Source organism: Noviherbaspirillum aerium (genome assembly GCF_008929045.1).
GTDB classification, from domain to species: domain Bacteria; phylum Pseudomonadota; class Gammaproteobacteria; order Burkholderiales; family Burkholderiaceae_D; genus Noviherbaspirillum; species Noviherbaspirillum aerium.
On record NZ_VFAH01000022.1, the window covers coordinates 1 to 17,722 of the forward strand.

At 61.5% G+C, this 17,722-nt stretch carries 16 protein-coding genes and 2 pseudogenes; 12 read left to right on the forward strand and 6 right to left on the reverse strand.

Annotated features, from left to right (window positions below; all coding sequences use genetic code 11):
* On the forward strand, window positions 1-2,643 hold a 2,643-nt coding region (locus FH061_RS23290; RefSeq protein WP_192805218.1), incomplete at its 5' end, for an RHS repeat-associated core domain-containing protein.
* Window positions 2,640-2,846, forward strand: a complete 207-nt coding sequence (locus FH061_RS23295) for a CPCC family cysteine-rich protein (RefSeq protein ID WP_151638232.1) — start codon at window positions 2,640-2,642, stop codon at window positions 2,844-2,846. The genes FH061_RS23290 and FH061_RS23295, both read left to right, overlap by 4 nt.
* A gap of 100 nt (window positions 2,847-2,946) precedes the next feature.
* Here the strand turns inward: FH061_RS23295 and FH061_RS31865 are convergent, their stop codons facing one another.
* Window positions 2,947-3,249 carry a transposase gene (locus FH061_RS31865; protein ID WP_404822500.1) on the reverse strand — a complete coding sequence of 101 codons (303 nt, stop codon included), beginning with the start codon at window positions 3,247-3,249 and terminating at the stop codon, window positions 2,947-2,949.
* Here FH061_RS31865 and FH061_RS23305 point away from each other — a divergent pair.
* Together FH061_RS23305 and FH061_RS23310 are read left to right on the forward strand one after the other, a co-directional pair.
* Entirely contained in the window at window positions 3,199-3,477 is a 279-nt protein-coding gene (locus FH061_RS23305) for a hypothetical protein (protein ID WP_151638233.1), read from the forward strand. The two genes, FH061_RS31865 and FH061_RS23305, sit on opposite strands and share 51 nt — an antisense overlap.
* A gap of 227 nt (window positions 3,478-3,704) precedes the next feature.
* Window positions 3,705-3,941 carry a hypothetical protein gene (locus FH061_RS23310; protein WP_151638234.1) on the forward strand — a complete coding sequence of 79 codons (237 nt, stop codon included), beginning with the start codon at window positions 3,705-3,707 and terminating at the stop codon, window positions 3,939-3,941.
* Between the two features lie 31 nt (window positions 3,942-3,972).
* Here the strand turns inward: FH061_RS23310 and FH061_RS32005 are convergent.
* A pseudogene (locus FH061_RS32005) lies at window positions 3,973-4,074 on the reverse strand (IS30 family transposase); the annotation flags it as partial.
* A gap of 50 nt (window positions 4,075-4,124) precedes the next feature.
* On the opposite strand from FH061_RS32005, the gene FH061_RS23315 reads away from it, so the two are divergent.
* The 3 genes from FH061_RS23315 (at window position 4,125) to FH061_RS23325 (ending at window position 6,033) form a co-directional block, all read left to right on the forward strand.
* Window positions 4,125-4,490: a hypothetical protein gene (locus tag FH061_RS23315; protein WP_151638235.1), complete on the forward strand. Its 366-nt coding sequence runs from the start codon at window positions 4,125-4,127 to the stop codon at window positions 4,488-4,490.
* Window positions 4,491-4,676: 186 nt separating this feature from the next.
* Window positions 4,677-5,144 carry a CHRD domain-containing protein gene (locus FH061_RS23320; RefSeq protein ID WP_151638236.1) on the forward strand — a complete coding sequence of 156 codons (468 nt, stop codon included), beginning with the start codon at window positions 4,677-4,679 and terminating at the stop codon, window positions 5,142-5,144.
* Between the two features lie 439 nt (window positions 5,145-5,583).
* The gene (locus FH061_RS23325; protein ID WP_192805220.1) at window positions 5,584-6,033 is read left to right on the forward strand and encodes a nuclear transport factor 2 family protein; all 450 of its coding nucleotides are present in this window, start codon (window positions 5,584-5,586) and stop codon (window positions 6,031-6,033) included.
* Between the two features lie 100 nt (window positions 6,034-6,133).
* Here FH061_RS23325 and FH061_RS23330 read toward each other — a convergent pair.
* Window positions 6,134-6,880, reverse strand: a pseudogene (locus FH061_RS23330) (YoaK family protein); the annotation flags it as partial.
* An 11-nt stretch (window positions 6,881-6,891) separates the two neighbouring features.
* Complete coding sequence (locus FH061_RS23335) at window positions 6,892-7,758, reverse strand: helix-turn-helix transcriptional regulator (protein WP_151638239.1); 867 nt, start codon at window positions 7,756-7,758, stop codon at window positions 6,892-6,894.
* A 442-nt stretch (window positions 7,759-8,200) separates the two neighbouring features.
* Here FH061_RS23335 and FH061_RS23340 point away from each other — a divergent pair, with 442 nt between their 5' ends.
* The 5 genes from FH061_RS23340 to FH061_RS23360 all read left to right on the forward strand — a co-directional run bounded on the left by FH061_RS23340 (window position 8,201) and on the right by FH061_RS23360 (window position 15,084).
* The gene (locus tag FH061_RS23340; RefSeq protein ID WP_151638240.1) at window positions 8,201-9,883 is read left to right on the forward strand and encodes a tannase/feruloyl esterase family alpha/beta hydrolase; all 1,683 of its coding nucleotides are present in this window, start codon (window positions 8,201-8,203) and stop codon (window positions 9,881-9,883) included.
* A gap of 77 nt (window positions 9,884-9,960) precedes the next feature.
* Window positions 9,961-10,470, forward strand: coding sequence for a DUF3237 domain-containing protein (locus FH061_RS23345; RefSeq protein WP_225984833.1), 510 nt, complete (start codon window positions 9,961-9,963; stop codon window positions 10,468-10,470).
* 62 nt (window positions 10,471-10,532) lie between these two features.
* On the forward strand, window positions 10,533-11,549 hold the full coding sequence (locus FH061_RS23350) for a Bug family tripartite tricarboxylate transporter substrate binding protein (protein WP_151638241.1): 1,017 nt from the start codon (window positions 10,533-10,535) through the stop codon (window positions 11,547-11,549).
* Between the two features lie 411 nt (window positions 11,550-11,960).
* Window positions 11,961-13,058 (forward strand): hypothetical protein, encoded by a 1,098-nt coding sequence (locus tag FH061_RS23355; protein WP_151638242.1) that lies wholly within the window; start codon window positions 11,961-11,963, stop codon window positions 13,056-13,058.
* A 445-nt stretch (window positions 13,059-13,503) separates the two neighbouring features.
* Entirely contained in the window at window positions 13,504-15,084 is a 1,581-nt protein-coding gene (locus FH061_RS23360; RefSeq protein WP_225984834.1) for a methyl-accepting chemotaxis protein, read from the forward strand.
* 67 nt (window positions 15,085-15,151) lie between these two features.
* Here FH061_RS23360 and FH061_RS31205 read toward each other — a convergent pair whose 3' ends face one another.
* A complete protein-coding gene (locus FH061_RS31205) occupies window positions 15,152-16,147 on the reverse strand; it encodes a DsbA family oxidoreductase (protein WP_225984835.1) in 996 nt (331 codons plus the stop codon).
* 20 nt (window positions 16,148-16,167) lie between these two features.
* Window positions 16,168-17,427, reverse strand: a complete 1,260-nt coding sequence (locus FH061_RS23370) for a GGDEF domain-containing protein (RefSeq protein WP_151638244.1) — start codon at window positions 17,425-17,427, stop codon at window positions 16,168-16,170.
* Between the last annotated feature and the right edge of the window lie 295 nt (window positions 17,428-17,722).

Below are 17,722 nucleotides of genomic sequence, written 5' to 3' on the forward strand. Positions count from 1 at the left end.
CCGGTCGAGCTCACCGATGCCGCCGGCCGCCGCACCGGCTATCGGCATGACGCGCTCGGCCGTCTCATTGCCGTCGAGCAGCCCGACGGCGCCATCACCAGGATTGCCTACGACCCGCAGCACGGCAAGCCCTCGCTCATCACCGACGCCATGGGCGGCATCACCGCGCTGCGCCATGACGAGGCAGGCAATCTGGCCAGCATCACCGACGCCCTCGGCCAGCGCACCGCCTACCGCTACGGCGCCCACGGCTTGCCGGTCGTCATCACCGATGCCGCCGGCCGCAGCCGCACGCTGGCCTACAACGAGGCCGGGCAAGTCATCCGCCATACCGACTGCTCCCGCCAGACCACCCGCTACGACTACGATGGCTGGGGCCAGCTGAGCAAGCTCACCGATGCGCTCGGCCAGAGCACTTCCTACCGCTACGACGCCGCCGGCCGCCTGCTCGCCGTCACCCGGCCCGACGGCAGCGAGGAACAACTCGAATACGACCGTGCCGGCAGGCTGGTGGCGCAGACCGATGCCGCCGGCCGCCGCACCGTCTATGCACTGGACGCCGAGGGATTGCCGACCAGCCGCACCGATGCGCTGGGCCACACGCTGCACTACCGCTACGACGCCGCCAGGCGGCTGGCGCAGCTGATCAACGAGAACGGCGCGGTGTATGCGTTCAGCTACGACGTCCTTGATCGGCTGCATGAGGAAACCGGCTTCGACGGCCGCCTGACGCGTTACCGCTATGATGCCGCCGGCCTGCCGGTGGCCCGGGAGGAACACGGCAGTCCTGCGGGAGCCGGCGTGACAGGCGCGCGCCGCCATGCCGACGCCCGCATCGACACCCATTACCAGCGCGATGCCGCCGGCCGGCTGCTGGAAAAGATCGTCTCGCGCATCACCGGCCCCTCGATGGCCGAACAGCTGCGCACCCGCTACCGCTACGACAAGCTGGGCCGCCTGGTGCAGGCCAGCAATGCGCAAGCCGAGGTCGAATTGCAGTACGACGCCATCGGTCAGCTCATTGCCGAAGCCACCACCGCCCGCCATCATGCCAGCCGCATCACGCATGCCTATGATGCGCTGGGCAACCGCATCCAGACGGTATTGCCGGATGGCCGCCAGCTCAACCAGCTGTTCTACGGTTCCGGGCACTTGCACCAGGTCAACCTGGATGGACAAGTCATCTGCGACATCGAGCGCGACGGTTTGCACCGGGAAATCAGCCGCAGCCAGGGCCCACTGAAGAGCCTGTTCCAGTACGACAGGCTGGGCCGGCTGACCGGGCAGCAAGTGAGCGGCAGCCTCGCGGAGCAGCGCCGAGCGTGGCAGGCGCTGGACAGCCCGGAGCTCGACGGCAGCCTCATTACCCGCCGCTACGACTATGACAAGAGCGGCGAGCTGATCGCCATCGACGACGCCCGTCTGGGGCGCACCGCCTACCACTACGATGCGCTAGGCCGCATCCTGTCGGCGGTGCATCCGACCACGCAGGAGCGCTTCGACTTCGACCCGGCGCACAACCTGCTCGATGACGGCCTGCAGAACCAGGGTGGGCGCATCGAGAACAACCGCGTCACCGTGTTCGAGGACAAGCGCTACGCCTACGACGTGCATGGCGATCTGACCGGCAAGAAGATCGGCCGGCATACCGAGATTGCGCTGCAGGGGAATGGCGAGCATCAGCTGGTCAGGGCCACTACCACCCGGCAGGCACATACCGACCAGCCAACGGTGCAGACGGTGACGTATGGCTACGACCCGTTCGGGCGGCGGCTGTACAAGAAGGATGCGTTTGGCATTACGCATTTCGTGTGGGATGGCAACCGGCTGCTGGAAGAAGTGCGGGGCGGTCATGCGCGGACGTATTTGTACCAGCCGGAATCGTTCGTGCCGCTGGCGCAGGTGAATCGGGTCATCAAGCAAGATGATGAGGCGGAAAAAGTCAAGCAGACGCGGAAGCAGGCGGCGCAGGTGCTGCACATGCATACCGATCATCTTGGCACGCCGAGGGAGATGACGGATGAACAGGGGCAGCTACGTTGGGCGGCGACGTACCGGGCGTGGGGTAATGTGTTGCGGGTGGAAGTGCCGGAGGTATTTGAGCAGGACGCTGAATCGGCGCAAAAACAGTCGTTCGAGGAAGTGCAGCCGCTGCGGTTCCAGGGACAGTACTACGATGCCGAGACGGGGCTGCATTACAATCGGTTCCGGTATTACGATCCGGATTGCGGGCGGTTTGTTGGGCAGGATCCGATTGGGTTGGCGGGTGGGAATAACGTCTACCAATATGCACCGAATCCTCTAAGCTGGGTTGATCCCCTCGGATTGCGTTGCATTTGTGATAAAGCAAAACAAACTCCAATTTGGTCCACAACAAAAAAACAGTCTTCTGCTGAGAATGCTTATGCACATTGGAATAAGCATAAAGATGAATTTCCGGAGCTAGCCAACTCAAAGAAATATGTCGATGCGGCTCATGCATTTGCTAGTAGTCCACCAACGGATGCACTAATCAAAATGCGTGGGAAAGAGACCTTAATCTATGATGCGAAGAGTAATACGTTCTTGGTAAAAGGAGAAAACGGCGCCCCAAAGACTATGTTTAGACCAAAGGATGGAATAGGTTATTGGAGCAGACAATGAATCATATCGTTGAAGAATTTTATCCTTGCCCTTGTTGTGGCGAAAGCACTATAGACGAACCTGGCAGCTATGAGATTTGTGATGTCTGTGGATGGGAAGATGATCCTATCCAGTCGTCAGATCCCTATCTTGCGGGGGGAGCAAATCAAGAAAGTCTTGATACCTCGAGGAAGAATTGGCTAAAAAGAAAATCCGGCTTATAGTCGGTTTTACTCTACGCGGATTCAACTGGGAAGACGACGGAACGGAACAAGTCTTCCAGACGCAGAAGCAGGCAGCGCAGATGCTGCACATGCATACCGTTCACCTCGGTACACCGGGGGCGATGACGGATGCACAGTCATACGCACGATCAGTCTGCACCCAATTTGGTTTGCACAACGGCTGCCCACGCCGGCCACCAAGGAACGACACGTCGTCGAGCAGTGGCATGATCTGAGTCGAGTCATGACGGCTCGCACCAGTCCGGATGTTCAACGGTGTGCCTGCCGCATCAACGATGAGGTGGTGCTTGCTGCCCGCCTTGCGCCGATTAGTTAGCAAACCATAAGCTGTATGAATGAAATCGAGATCCTCGAGTCCAAGCTTCGTCTTGCACTTCAACAAATTGACTCTTTGCCTCGTGATTCAGGAATTGATCCCGAACACTTAAGGTTTGTTCGTGTGAATCTAACTGCTTATTTAAAACAGGTAGAAGATCGCCCTGAATCAATTCTGTCTTCCGATTTAAGCTGCGTGTCAAGATTAGTCATCGAATATTGGCCGCTCTCTCTTCCTGCCGGTGAAGCCGTTATAGCTGCAGAAGAGGCAATGAAAAAGTTTGTGGAAAAATAAGAGCAGTATGACGGTAGGAGGGTCGGGCCGATCCTCAGCTGGTTTCGTTATGCGGTCCAGATCCTGGCTATTCAGTTCACAAATTTATTAGTCCACTAGAAGTCAAAGCCTGCGAGTCAGCGCAATGGTTTTGGTATGCTGGAAAAGAAACCCAATATGAAGTTCCACAAAAAGCAATTGACTTGGAAAAGAGCGGAGTCCTAACTAAAGTGAAGTAGGTGTAAAAAATGGATAGAAATGAACTTTACGTTATCCTTAAGAGGGAGAAGATATCTGGCTCGCACTATTCTTTAGATGGCGGATCGCCGAGCGAAAAGCTGTGCTTGGATTTTGAGAATGGACGGTGGATTGTCTATTATTCTGAACGTGGTGTTAAAACCGGTATTGAATACTTTGCCGATGAAGATTCAGCTTGCCGTTATCTATTGGATGCAATTAGGGCGTCCTTGAAAGGCGGTTACTAATGCCCGGCCTCAGGCTATATCCTGCCATGGCAATTTCGCTGGAGGCAATGCGGTAAAGATCCATTTGCCTTGGAAAGTAGTGTCGTATGAGCCCATTCATGTTTTCATTAGCACCTTGCTCCCACGAGCAATACGATTGAGCTTTACTGACACCTCCTCGGTACTGCCAATAGGAGCACATCAGTGAAACCGGCATACTGCCAGAAGCACGGCGTTCAATCGTTTATCCAGACTTCGCCGAGGTTGGCCGAAGAGATTTCAGGTACTGGATCTGTGGATGATGAAGAAATCCGAATACTTCAAATTATTTCTTCAGAAAAGACCTTTGAATACATGGTGGATACGGAATTCCTGAAAGGCTTCAGGCTTCCTTTGGAGCCGCATACTGCAGCGCTAAAAGATCGCGATAAATCTGTTAAGCAGCTCAATGACAGGTTACTTGTCCAGCAAGTCACAAATGAAATGAAATGGGTTTGCCCTCTATGCCTTAATGCACGACGGCGGGAGAGGGCTGGTTCGTCCAAGGCATCTATTGCCACCTGGTTTTAAAGTGTCCAAGAGGTTAAAAGGGGATATAGACTAATTGATGAAAATCAATTCACCCCGCTAAATCAATATCTCTCCCCTCATTGCTGCATAACCTTGAGTTACACGGGCATTGGTTGCGGTGAAAATGTCATATGTGCCAAGACCTCTCCCGTCAGCACATTCCTTCACACCTCAAGGAGAAAAACCATGAACCTTTCAAAAAAGAAATCTGTTCGGTGTGTGTCTTCCCTCGCATTGGTCATGAGCCTCGGCCTGATGGGCGGCTGCGATACGATGAGCGGGATGATGGGCAAGATGGGCATTGGCGGGCCGAAGACGACGCTGGAACTCAAGGGCGAGAATGAAGTGCCGCCGGTGACGACACGGGCTTCCGGGCGCAGCACCATTACGGTGGCGGATGACCGGACTGTCAGCGGGTCGGTGTTGATCGACGACATGAATGCCACGGCCGCGCATATTCATCGCGGATCGAAAGGCGAAAACGGGCCGGTCATCGTTCCACTGACAAAAACCTCGGACAAAGCGTTTTCCGTACCGGCCAATGCACGGCTGACCGAAGCGCAATTCGCCGATTACAAGGCCGGCAACCTGTATATCAATGTCCATAGCGCGGCGCATCCGGCCGGTGAGATTCGCGTGCAGCTCAAGCCTTGACGGACCGAGCGCGATTGGTGGACGAGCGACCGGACGGCGCTGCGCGCCGGACCGGCAGGTCTGCCTTTGCGCGTCGATACCGCCCGCTTGCGCGTGGCGGCCAAGCCTCCATCGCCGGACATGCGTCGCCGCATCGTCTGGCGGCCCCTTCCTCTCCTGGCATTTATTTCCGCCCGCGACATTCCTGATGCCCGGCTTGTCCTGATTGCGGATGCTTTGATCTTCGACAATCGCACTTCCCGCTGCCGCCCTATGTTGAACTGCAAACGATCAGGGAGGAAGGGGCAGTAAGAGCCCGTTTGAAAATCTCCGGCAAGGCTGTAGGCCAGGGAACCGGCGTGCCTTGCGACCATGTCGCGCGAAGCTCCGCCGACCGGACTCGCCGGTCCTCATCCGTTGCGGCAGTTTTCAAACGGGCTCTTGAAGCATGGAGACGATCATGACGATTCAGGAAAACAAGCAGCTCGTGATGCAGGGTTACCAGAAATTCCAGGCGCAGGATATCGAAGGCTTGATGCAGAATTTTGCCGACGACATCGAATGGATCGGGGTGGAAAGCGAATATCTGCCTTTCTCGGGCACCTATCGCGGCAAGCAGGAAGTGATGCGGTATTTCGGCATGCTGGCGCAGTCGCAGGAAGCGATGCAGTTCGAACCCCGGGAATTCATTGCCGAGAATGACAAGGTGGTGGTATGCGGTGATTCGCAATGGCTGGTGCGGGCGACCGGGCGCAGCTATACCAATCCATGGGTGCATGTCTTCACCATCCGGGACGGCAAGGTGGCACGGTTCCAGCAGTTCAACGATACCGCTGCGGCGGAACGGGCTTATCGGCCGCTGCCGGCTTCCATGAGCGAGCAGTCCGCCGGCACAGGCCTGCACCACTGAGATCGCCACATGCCATGGCCTGACCGGGACAAGCATGCACAGTCATGTGCGGCGCAGGATCATGGCATGGCGCGCCGCTGAAAACTCATTTTCGCAATGACCTGCGCATGAAAACCCGCAGGTCATCCAGCGTGGGGACGATGGCGAGTGCCCACAGCATCACGGCGAGCGGCACGGTCGAGAGATAGCCGACATGCTTGAATCCAACCGCGCCAACGACGCCGCCGATAAAAAAGGCCAGGACCAGCAGCAGGAGTTGTCGCAGCCGCGTCCGGTTTGCGACGACCCTGGCCTTGTCATTCGAAGCATCGATGTTCCAGTAGACAAGCTTGCCGAGTTCGATGCCGATATCCGTTACGGTGCCCGTCAGATGCGTGGTGCGGATTTCGGCGCGGGAAAGCTTGGTCATCACCGCGTTCTGCAGGCCCATGATGAAGCACAGCAGCATGACCGTCACCGGCACGAACAAGCCTTCGATACCGGCCAGACGGGCGCCGAGCACGCCGAAGCATAGCAGCAGGATGGCTTCCAGCAGCAGCGGCAACGCATATTCGCTGGCCATGCGGTGGCGGCGTGCGTAATTCACCATGATCGCGGTCACGGCGGCGCCGGAGACGAAGGACAACAGCGCGCCGGCGCCGGCAAAGGCGGGCAGGTAGTCGCCCAGCGCAAGGCTGTCGGCAGCCGCCGATACGATGCCGGTCATGTGCGATGTGTATTGATGCACGGCGAGAAAGCCGCCGGCATTGGTCGCGCCCGCAATGAAGGCCAGCGCATAGCCGAGATGCCGGTTGGCCTCGGCGCTGCGCTGCGGGCCGGTCAGCCGCCTTGCATAGTTGATGGGCATGGGCGCGCTGATCAACGACGTGGCGAGACGTCGCGATGCTTCAGGGCCAGGGCGAACAATTCATTGTTGTGGTGAATGCCCAGCCGGGCGAAAGCCCGGTTGCGATAGGTCTTGACCGTGGTGGCGCCGATGCCGAGATCGCAGGCGATGCCGTCGTGGCTCATGCCCCTGAGCAGCCGCAGCGACACTTCCACTTCCCGGGGCGGCATGTCGGGCGCGAAATGGCGCAGCGCTTCCCTGTGCGCGTCCTCCGGCAGTTCGACACCGGCGGTGGCAGGCGCGGCGGTGCTGCCGTCCGCGATTGGCTGCAGTGCGATCTGCCGTTCCACCGAAGCGAACAGCCCGCGCGCCAGGTGCTCGAAGAGTTGCAGGTCGCGCTCCCGGTAGGCAGGCTGGTCGTCGTGCCGGTAGAGATTGACCGACAGGATGGAACCATCGGCCGCGAGCCGGGCCGCCGACAGCCGTTCGCGCAGCCGGTGGTGTTCGTAAATGATGCGGCGGTGCTCGGGGTTGCGCACGTCCGCGGCGGTCAGGTGCAGGATGCGGATGTCCTTGCCCTTGCTGCCCTCCAGCGCGTCGAAGGTGCGGTCTTCGCGGTAGAGGCCGTCGCGGTAGGCCAGAAAGCAGCTGCCGGTGGTGTCGCGCCGCTTGTAGCTGTTGGACAGATAGCAGACCGGCACGCGCCGTCCGCAGGTGCGGTACACGCTCCATGAGCCGGCGGCGAGGCCGCGGTTGATTTCGCGCAACACGCTGCTGGTGAAGTCCTGCGCGCCGATATGCGAAATGATTTTCGACAGCGAGTAAAGCGCGATATCTGACACGGTATCGGACGCGATATCGGAGGGCGAGCCAGCTTCGGCTACGGTCCAGACGTTCATGTTGTGCCTGTCATTTCAGTCTGTCCTCCTTCGGGAGGACATGCGATTTCCGGTTGGGCTTTTATCATCCAGATAAAAGCTTCGAACACATTAAAGACATCATTGCGGCCGGCCTGCGCATTCCGGGTTTCGGAAAAGCTTGCGGATCGGACTCGAACAATATGGAGACAGTAATGAAATTCCGGTTCCAGCACAAGGCCCGGTTTCAGCGGGGAAATACCGGGAAGGCCGCGGCTTGCGGACATTGATCCGCATGGGTGCAGCCTGCGAGGCTTCGCGTGGACATGGCCGGGTAATGCCCGGTATCGCTAAATCTCACCAAGTATTGCCCAGCATCGCCGGGGATCGCCCAAGTGTTGCTCAAGACTCCAGGACCCGTCCGAGCGAGGCACGGGCCTCGGGCACCCCAGCAGTCAAACATGAAAAAAATGACAAGGAGACAATGATGGGAAAACGACTTTCGCGGATGCTGCCGAAACCGATGACGCTGGCCGTACTGGGCAGCGTCGGACTTCTCTGCGCCGCCTGCGGCGGCAATGATGATGCGCCGGCGGTGGCCAGCGCGCTTCTCGGCAGCACCGGCTGCTCGGGCATGGAGAAAGTGCAGTTGCCCAATGTAAGTATCCGCAGCGTTCGCGAGGTTGCCGCCGACAGCACACGGCCGGCCAATGTCACCAGCGGCGCCTTCCTGCCGGCGCATTGCGTGGTCACTGGCGCCGCCGACGCCTACAAGGGTTCGGACGGCGTCGACCGCCACATCGGTTTCGAGCTGCGCCTGCCGAAGACATGGAGCGGCCAGTTCCTGTTCCAGGGCGGCGGCGGCAACGACGGCGTGGTAAATCCCGCGCTCGGCACCAATACCGGCGCGCTCGCCGCGCTGGAAGGCACGAATGCCTTTGCGCTGTCGCGCGGCTTCGCCGTGGTCAGCACCGACGGCGGCCACCAGGGCACCGACGCCTCGGTCTACGGCAAGGATGAGCGCGGCCGCGTCGACCACGCCTACAACGCCTACGACCGCACCGCCCAGATCGCCAAGCAGATGATCAACCTTTATTACGGACGCACCCCCGACCATTCCTATTTCATGGGCTGCTCCGGCGGCGGCCGGCAGGGCATGATGTTCTCGCAGCGCTTCCCGAGCTATTTCGACGGCATCGTTGCCAGCGCGCCGGCCATGCGCGTGGCCAGCGGCGCCTCGATGTCGGCCGCCTGGGAATCCCAGGCCTATCATGCGATCGCCCCGCGCGATGCCTCGGGCAATCCGATTCTCAGCCGCGCCTTCAGCGAAAGCGACCTGGCGCTGGTGTCGAACGGCGTGCTGGCGGCCTGCGACGCCAGGGATGGCGTGAGCGACGGCATGGTGCAGAATCCGAGCGCGTGCCAGTTCGATCCGGCGGTGCTGCAGTGCAGCGGCGACAAGAACGACAGCTGCCTGTCGGGCGAGCAGGTGGCCGCCCTCAAGAAAGGATTCGCCGGACCGCGCAATTCCGCCGGCAACGCGCTCTATGCATCCTGGCCGTGGGATGCCGGCATCCGTGCCGCCGACTGGCGCAACTGGAAGCTCGGGACCTCCGCCACCGCGACGCCGAACTCGCGTTTCATCACGCTGATCCAGAATGCGATGGCCTATGAATTCCTGACACCCTACGATGCCGGGTTCAACATCCTGAATTTCGACTTCGACCGCGATCCTCAACGCCTGGCCGCCTATTCGTCCATCTACGACACTTACCGCACCACCGATCTTTCGCCCTATACCGGCCGCGGCGGCAAGATGCTGCTCTTCCACGGCGTGAGCGATCCGATCTTCTCGTCGAACGATACCGTCGATTACTACCAGCGCGTCGCGGCAAGCGCCGGCGGCATGGACAAGGCGCAATCCTTCGCTCGCCTGTTCCTGGTGCCGGGCATGACGCATTGCTCGGGCGGACCGGCCACTGATGCCTACGACGGCCTGGCCGCCATCGTCAACTGGGTGGAAAAGGGCGTGGCGCCGGCCAGCGTGGCGGCGCGCGGCACTACGGCTTTCCCCGGCCGCAGCCGTCCGCTTTGCCCCTATCCGCAATCCGCGCGCTACAAGGGAACGGGCAATGTCGAGGATGCCTCGAACTTCGTCTGCGAGTAAGGCAGGAGATAAGGCACAAGGCAGGACAGCATTAACTGGCGGCGGCGCGGTGCAATGGTTTGGCGCAGCGCCGCCGCGTGAATCACACCGAACTTGAAGAAAGCGGAACCGACATGAGCAACATCGCCGTACAAAGCCCATCCACCCGTTTCCTGTGCCGCATCACCGCGAAGGTGGCTCCCGTCGTCTCGCTGGGCACGACCGCCTGCGGCGAGCGGCGCTACGTGACCATTACCGGCGGCACGGTGAACGGCGAGGAATTCAACGGCAAGGTCGTGGCCGGCGGCGTCGACTGGCAGCTGCAGCGCGCGGACGGCACGCTCGACATTGCCGCGCACTACGTGATCCAGGACGACGACGGCGCGCAGGTCGAGATCCGCAGCGACGGCTTCCGCCATGGTCCCGCCGAGGTCATGCAGCGCCTCGCGGCGGGGGAGGAGGTGGCCCCGGACGAATACTATTTCAGGACGGCGATCACCTTCCAGACCGGCGCGGCGCGCTGGCGCCATCTCAATTCGATGATCGCCATCGGCATGGGCGCGCGCACGGCGGGCGCGGCCATCATCGACGTGCACCTGGTGCTTTGAACGCAGCACCGGCACGACAGTCATTGCATAAGAGAACACAGACATACATTCAGGAGACCAACATGCATCGCACACCCGTATTCGCCACATTGCCGGCACGCGCCGGCCTGATCCGACTTGCCGCCGCGGCCGTGCTGCTGGCGGCGGGCGCCGCTCACATGAGCGCCGCGCTGGCGCAGTCCTATCCGACCCGCCCGGTGCGCCTGGTGGTGGGCTTCCCCAGCGGCACGGGGCCGGACCTGGTGGCGCGCATCGTCGCGCAGAAACTGCAGGAAGCGACCGGCCAGGGCTTCGTGGTCGACAACAAGACCGGCGCCGCCGGGCTGATCGCGGCGCGCGAGGCGGCCAAGGCGGCGCCGGACGGCTACACGCTGTTTCTCGGCACCGTCGGCGAGATGGCCATTTCCCCCAGCACCTATACCAAGCTCGGCTTCGATCCGGTCAAGGACTTCGCGCCCATCAGCCATGTCGTGACATCGGACTTCGCCTTCGTGGTGCCGGCAACGATTCCCGCGAAGAACCTGAAGGAATACGTGGAATGGGGCAAGGCGCAGAAGAATCTGTTCATGGGCACCTTCGGCGCCGGCACGCCCGGCCATTTCGGCATTGCCATGCTGGCCGATGCCACGCAGCTCAAGATGGAAGCGGTGCATTACAAAAGCACGGGCGATGCGATGAGCGGCGTGATCGCCGGCGACACGCAGGGCCTGTTCGGCACGCTCGCGCTGGTGTCCTCGCATGTCAAGGGCGGCAAGCTGCGCGCGCTGGCCACCTCGGGCCCGGCCCGCTCGACCATGCTGCCCGATGTGGCCACGGCCAAGGAGCAGGGATATCCGTCGGTGGAATTCGGCGCATGGTTCGGCGTGTATGCGCCGGCAAAGACACCCAACGACATCCTCGACAAGCTCAACGGCGAAGTCGTGAAGGCCATGCAGGCGCCCGAGGTGAAGGAGAAGCTGCAGGGCGCGGGCTTCCGTGTCGCGGGCTCCAGCCGCCAGGACTTCGACCGGCTGCTGCGCGAGGATTTGCCGCGCTGGGAAAAGGTGGTGAAGGCTACCGGTTTCAAGGCGCAGGAATGATGGCGCTCGCGCGGTAGAAAGTGGAGCGCGGGAGGGATAGGTTGGATGCAACCGATAAACCATCCCCCCGCGCGCCGCCAATGAAAATGACCGCCCGCAAGAACCGGCTATCAAAGTGATGTTGGCCGGGACATGAATCCATCATTTCGGCGCGGCCACGCATGCCGCCAAGTTATCCGTGCAGCCTGGCAGCGCGGATGCCTGAACACAGGCAATACATACAGGCAAGACAGGCAAGCCAAACAAACGAAACAGCGATAGATACACATTGTCATAGAACTAATCTTCAACTTGCATTTCTTATTTCTGGTGGATGACCAGGCATATGTTCTACGAGCAATGTTCTGGTCGCCGGTGAGCCGGACTCATGGTTCGCAGGATCCGGCCCCTATCATTAACAAGGAGCGAGAAATGAAAGATCAGAATCAGACAGATCAAAACAAAGAGACGACCACTCCGATCGCGAGTGGAGTAGCGCCAGGACCGGGCGAGCATCTGATTGATGCATCCTCGCAGCCGTCCATCGCATCCAGCACGCCGGGAGACAGCGTCGGCGCGTCGGGCAGGGCCGGCATGGATGCCACCGGCCTGTATGGCGGCACCAGCTCCGATCTTGGCAGCAACACGTCGCGTACTTCCCGCGCGTCGACGCAGGGCGCACGCCAGCGTGAATCCTTGCCCTATGAAACCGCGACTTCGGAACGCTACGACTCCCTGCGCGGCTACGATACTTCAACTTACGGCGATCAGAGTGCATCACAGGCCTCGATGCTGCAGAGCGCCGCCAGCCAGCTGAGCGGCTCGAGGGGCGCCTTTCTGGCGGGCACCGTCATCGCCGGTTTCCTGCTTCAGCGTTTCCTGCAGGCTTCGCCGGCGAAGCGCTCCAGTCAACGCTACCAGACTTACAGGTCGGACACCTCCGGACTCGGTTACGGAACGGATGCATCCCTGGATGCGGAGCGTCCATATGGCGTCGACTCAGCCTATGCGGCCGACACATCGTATGGCGCCGGTTCATCGACGGGCTCCGGCATGTCTTCGACGGGAACGCTCAACCGCGTCACCGACCGTGTCAAGCAGGCAAGCGATACCGCCCGCACCAGGCTGCAGTCAACCACGGCAGATGCAAAGTCGCGCCTGAACGACATGAGCCACACCACGAAAACCCAGTATTACCGCGCGAAGCACCGCGTCGATACCATGAAGGATGAGCAGCCGCTGCTGATCGGCGCGCTCGGCATTGCGCTTGGCGCAGGCCTGGGTTCCATGCTGGCCGTGACACGCAAGGAAAACGAATTGCTCGGCGGCGTGCGCGACAACCTGATGGGCAAGGCGAAGGAAATCGCGTCGACGCAGATGCAGACGGTGAAGGAATCGGCCCAGCGTCTCACCGAGGCCGCCAAGCAGGAAGCACAGCGCACCAAGGATGAAATGGCGGCGAAGGTGACCCAGGGCAGCGCTCAGTCCGGAACCGGCAACTCAGGCACGACAGGCCAGAGTATTCATTAAAGAGGGTGTCACCGGGCTTAAAGGCACTGCGGGAAGCCGCGGTGCCGCACCGACTCCGGCACATGCTCAGGAAGTGGAAATCGCCTCGATACCTGCGTATCGAGGCGATTTTTTATTGCCTGGCCGCGCGTGACTCCGGGCCTCCGGGTCTGCGGATCCCAGCACCATGCCAATGCGGTATCGATCCTGTACAGAACGTCAACAATTCACGGACTTGTTATCCACCTGTGGACGGAAAGACATATACGCGTGCATTGTGAACATCTTTCCTGGTTGAAACTTGTGTACGATTCCCGGCAAATTACCCCGCTGCGCCTTGAAGGCCTCGAAAATGCCACGGCGAAAGCTTGCTGGTCGCAATTCGGATTCACCCGGTCCGATGCGTGGCCACCTCCATCAGCACCATTACGGAAAAGTCACAGGAACCATGAAAAAGCCAGGGACCATGAAAATCGGCATCAAATTCACGATCGGATTCGGCGCTGTCGCCTTCCTGATCCTTGCGCTTTCAGTGTTTTCCCTGATCCGCCTGCATGAGATCGGCAGTTTCGTCGAGGATCAGAACAGGCTCAGGAGCGAGAAGCTGGAACGCCTGTATGTGGCTCGCGAAGCGCTTGGCCAGACCGGACTGGCAGCACGCAATGCCTTCATTTACACGGATGATGCGCACGCCAGGAGCGAGCTCGATATGCTCGACCAGCAGAAGGCGATCTACCTGCAAGCATTGAACGAAATGACGCCCCTGTTCGCCGGCGATGCGCAATTCCAGAAGGTGCGGCAGGGGCTGCTGACGATGGCCGAGGAGCTCAAGCGTCCGCGCCAGTATCGCGAGGCGGCCAAGATGCAGGAGTTCGGGGAGTTCCTCGTCAAGGAATGCAGTCCGCTGCGCCGGCAGATCGTCTCGGATATCGATGCCGTCGTGAAATCGCTGCAGCAGGTGGTGGCGCGCGGAAGCGAGGAAGCCGAAGCGCGGGTGGAACATGCGGAATTCATCATCTTCGTGGCAGCCGCCGTCACGCTGCTGCTCAGCATCATTACAGGCACCGTGCTGACCAGGGGCCTGCTCGGGCAACTGGGCGGGGAGCCGGGCGATCTCAGCCGGATTGCCAGGAGTATCGCCCTCGGCGACCTGACCGCGGCGATCCATGTCCGCGGCGGCGATCAGTCCAGCGTCATGCATGCGATGCGGGAAATGCAGCGCAGCCTGGTGCGCATCGTCTCGGATGTGCGCAGCGGCACCGAACTGATTACCGCGGCATCCGCGGAAATCGCGTCGGGCAACCTGGACCTGTCTTCGCGCACCGAGCAGCAGGCCGCTTCCCTGGAAAAGACGTCGTCCTCGATGGAGGAACTGACCGCGACGGTAAGGCAGAATGCCGACAATGCGCGCCAGGCCAACGAGCTGGCGCTGTCGGCCTCCGGCGTGGCCGTCAAGGGCGGGGAAGTCGTGTCGCAGGTGGTTGCCACCATGGGCCTGATCAATGATTCCGCCAGCAAGATCGCCGACATCACCGGCGTAATCGACGGCATTGCCTTCCAGACCAATATTCTTGCGCTCAATGCGGCGGTCGAAGCCGCCCGTGCCGGCGAACAGGGCCGCGGCTTCGCGGTAGTCGCGGCGGAAGTGCGTACGCTCGCGCAGCGGTCCGCCGCGGCGGCCAAGGAAATCAAGCTGCTCATCGCGGATTCCGTCGACAAGGTCGATACCGGCAGCCGACTCGTCGGCGTGGCCGGAAGCACGATGGAAGAGATCGTCCGCAGCGTCAAGCAGGTCAATGACATCATGGCAGACATCAGTACGGCGTCGCAGGAGCAGAGCGCGGGGCTAGGCCAGGTGCATCAGGCCGTCGGGCAGATGGATCAGGTGACGCAGCAGAACGCGGCACTGGTCGAAGAGGCGGCGGCCACCGCCGAATCGCTCCGGGAACAGGCGGACAACCTGTCGCGGCTGGTCAGCGTGTTCAGGCTGGACGGCGACAGCGGGAATGAACTCGTGCGGAAGCCGGCTGCGCTGCTGCCCGCCTGATACCCGGGAAACGCCAACACTTCCCGCGGCAGGCATGCCAGCCGCGGCCGCTCGTCCATGGCCGGGTTCATCCAGACAATTGCTCCACGTGCCGCACTGCCGCGCGCAAGGTCTCGACCGGCACCGCGCCATGCACCGGGACGGCCGATGCCAGCGGCGCTCCGGCGGCGCGCACCAGCGTCAGGGGCACGCCGGTGATGCCAAGCCTGCGCGCCTGCGATTCATCGTCCACCACCGCAGCCGTATAACGTTCCTGCGCAAGAGCCTCCAGCAAGGCATCGCCATCCAGACCGCAGTCGCCTGCCAGCGCCGCCAGCACATCCGTTCTGCCGATATCCCTGCCATCCTCGAAGAAGGCGCGGAACAAGGCCAGGTGCATGGCATCGAAGCGACCCTGCTCGCGCGCGAAGAATACCGCCTCGAAGGCCTGGCGGCTGCGCGGCTGCACCGGCGGCAGGCGCAATGCCATGCCGCGTTCGGCGGCCATCGGATAAACGGAGCGGTTCCAGGTGGTATGCAGGTATTCGCCATCCGGATCGAGCGTGGGAACCGGATCCGGCCGCAATTCGAACGCATGCCAGTTTGCCGCCAGCCGCGTCCCGTATTCCCGCTGCACGGCTTCGATCGCCGGCAGTTCCAGGTAGCAGAATGGACAGACGTAGTCGCTCCAGATGTCAAGGATGATTTCCGAGCCGGCAGCCATGGGGCCTCCCGTGTGCAGTACATGATGTGCCAGACCCCGCTTCGGACAAGGGGTTCCTTTCATGCGCCGGAACAAGCACCCGACAGGCGGGACCGACACGACCGGCGGGAAAGGCACCGGGCTTGTGCGCCGGCGCGCTGCGCGCAGGGACAGCGCTACCGGCTGCATGTGGTCTTTCATGGCTGCAACCAGGGATTTTCCCGGGACGGCGACCAGTTCTTCCGCCACAGCGGCATCAAGTTCGATCGGTTCTCCCTGCCGGTGGATTATGTCCTTGATGGGGATTTCCGCCATCTCGAGCGACGGCAGCAATTCCAGGTACTCTTCGTCGGGAAGCTGGCCAACGAGTAACGAAGGCAAGCGGCGTCGCGAGGCCTTGCCTACGCCGCCTTCTGCGCAGCGGGCGAATGTCCGTCCGCCGCCATCCGGTAGCATCGCTTTCCCGCGCGCTTGGCCTCGTACATCGCCTGGTCGGCGTCGGCCAGCAGCCGTTCGATATCCGGATCATCCAGCGAGAGCTGCGCGATCCCTATGCTCAGCCCGAGTGCGCCAAGCGGCAGCTGGGCAATGGGGCGGCCGCCGGCGAAGGCCTGCAGCAGCCGCTGCGCCAGGCCTTCCAGCTGCGCCGGTGCCAGGCCGCCGGCGATGATGACGAATTCGTCGCCGCCGAGCCGCGCGAGACAGTCGGCGCCGCGTATCTGCGAGCGGATCATTTCGCTGGCCCAGACCAGTGCCGCATCGCCCGCGTCGTGACCGAGGGTGTTGTTGATGTCGGAGAAGCCGTCGAGGTCGATGAACAGCGCCGCCAGCGGCTGCCGGTGGCGCACGCTGTCGGCCATCGCATTCCTGGTCCACTCCGTCAGGAAGCGGCGGTTGGGCAAGCCGGTCAGCTGGTCATGGCTGGCATCCAGCGCCAGCCGCTGCGCCTCGCGCCTGAGCAGCCGGCGGCCTTCGGCTCCATACCAGAACGCGAGGCAGAATCCCGCCGCGATCGACAGCACCCACAGCGCAAACAATCCCTTGGCCTCGCGCACCACCTGATCTGTCGCCTTGTCCTGCGCCAGCTGCCGCTGGCGGAAGCCGGCATTGAGATCCTGGATGATGTGCTGCAGCGTGCGCAGGTGCGCGGAGTTCTCCACCAGCTCCTGCGTGCTGACCGCCGGCGGCAGCGCATTCGGCACGGCAGCGGGCGAGCCTCCGAGTTGGGAGTGGGTCAGCATGCGCAGCCTGGCAATCAACGCCTTGGCTGCGCCGTCGTCCTGCGGCACCATGCGGTCGAGGATGGCGATGTTTTTCCGCAGCTCCAGGCCGCCCTGCTCGAAAGGCCCCATGAAACTCACGTCGCCTGTCAGCATGAAGTGCTGCTGTCCCGCTTTCATGTTCTGGATATTGCTCAAGATGTTGAGCGCCGTGGCCGAGGCCTCCGCCGCCCTGCGGTGTTCATCATGGCCATCGAGGATGCGGTTCGCCTGCAGGCCGAACGTGATGCATCCGGCAATCGCGAGAAGGGCGCTGAATACCAGCGCCGAAAAACTGAACGCCTCGAAGCGCGCGTGCTTCTTTTTCCATGACGCGCCGGCTTCTCCGGATGCAGTTTTGCCGGTTCGAAGAAGTGCGACGGGCGTGGTGGTTTTGATCATGATATGTCGAAAAGGCTTGTGCGCCTGTCATCAAGTGCGCCATCGCCTGGCTCGTGGGCCGGCGTAAGCGGACTGGAGCGCGTCGGCGACGCCAGGGAAGCAATGCCTGTTGGATGCGCAAAAGCAAAAATCGTTCTCCGCTGGAAACACACGGTACGAATGAAAGCCGTGCATGACGGCCTTATCGCCGCCTTATCGCTGCGGGATTGCCGCCGGATTGCCGCAGGCATGTTGGAGTGCAGGGGATTGCCGCTTTGCCCGGATGCAGTCGATGCACGAATTGCAAGCGGCGAGG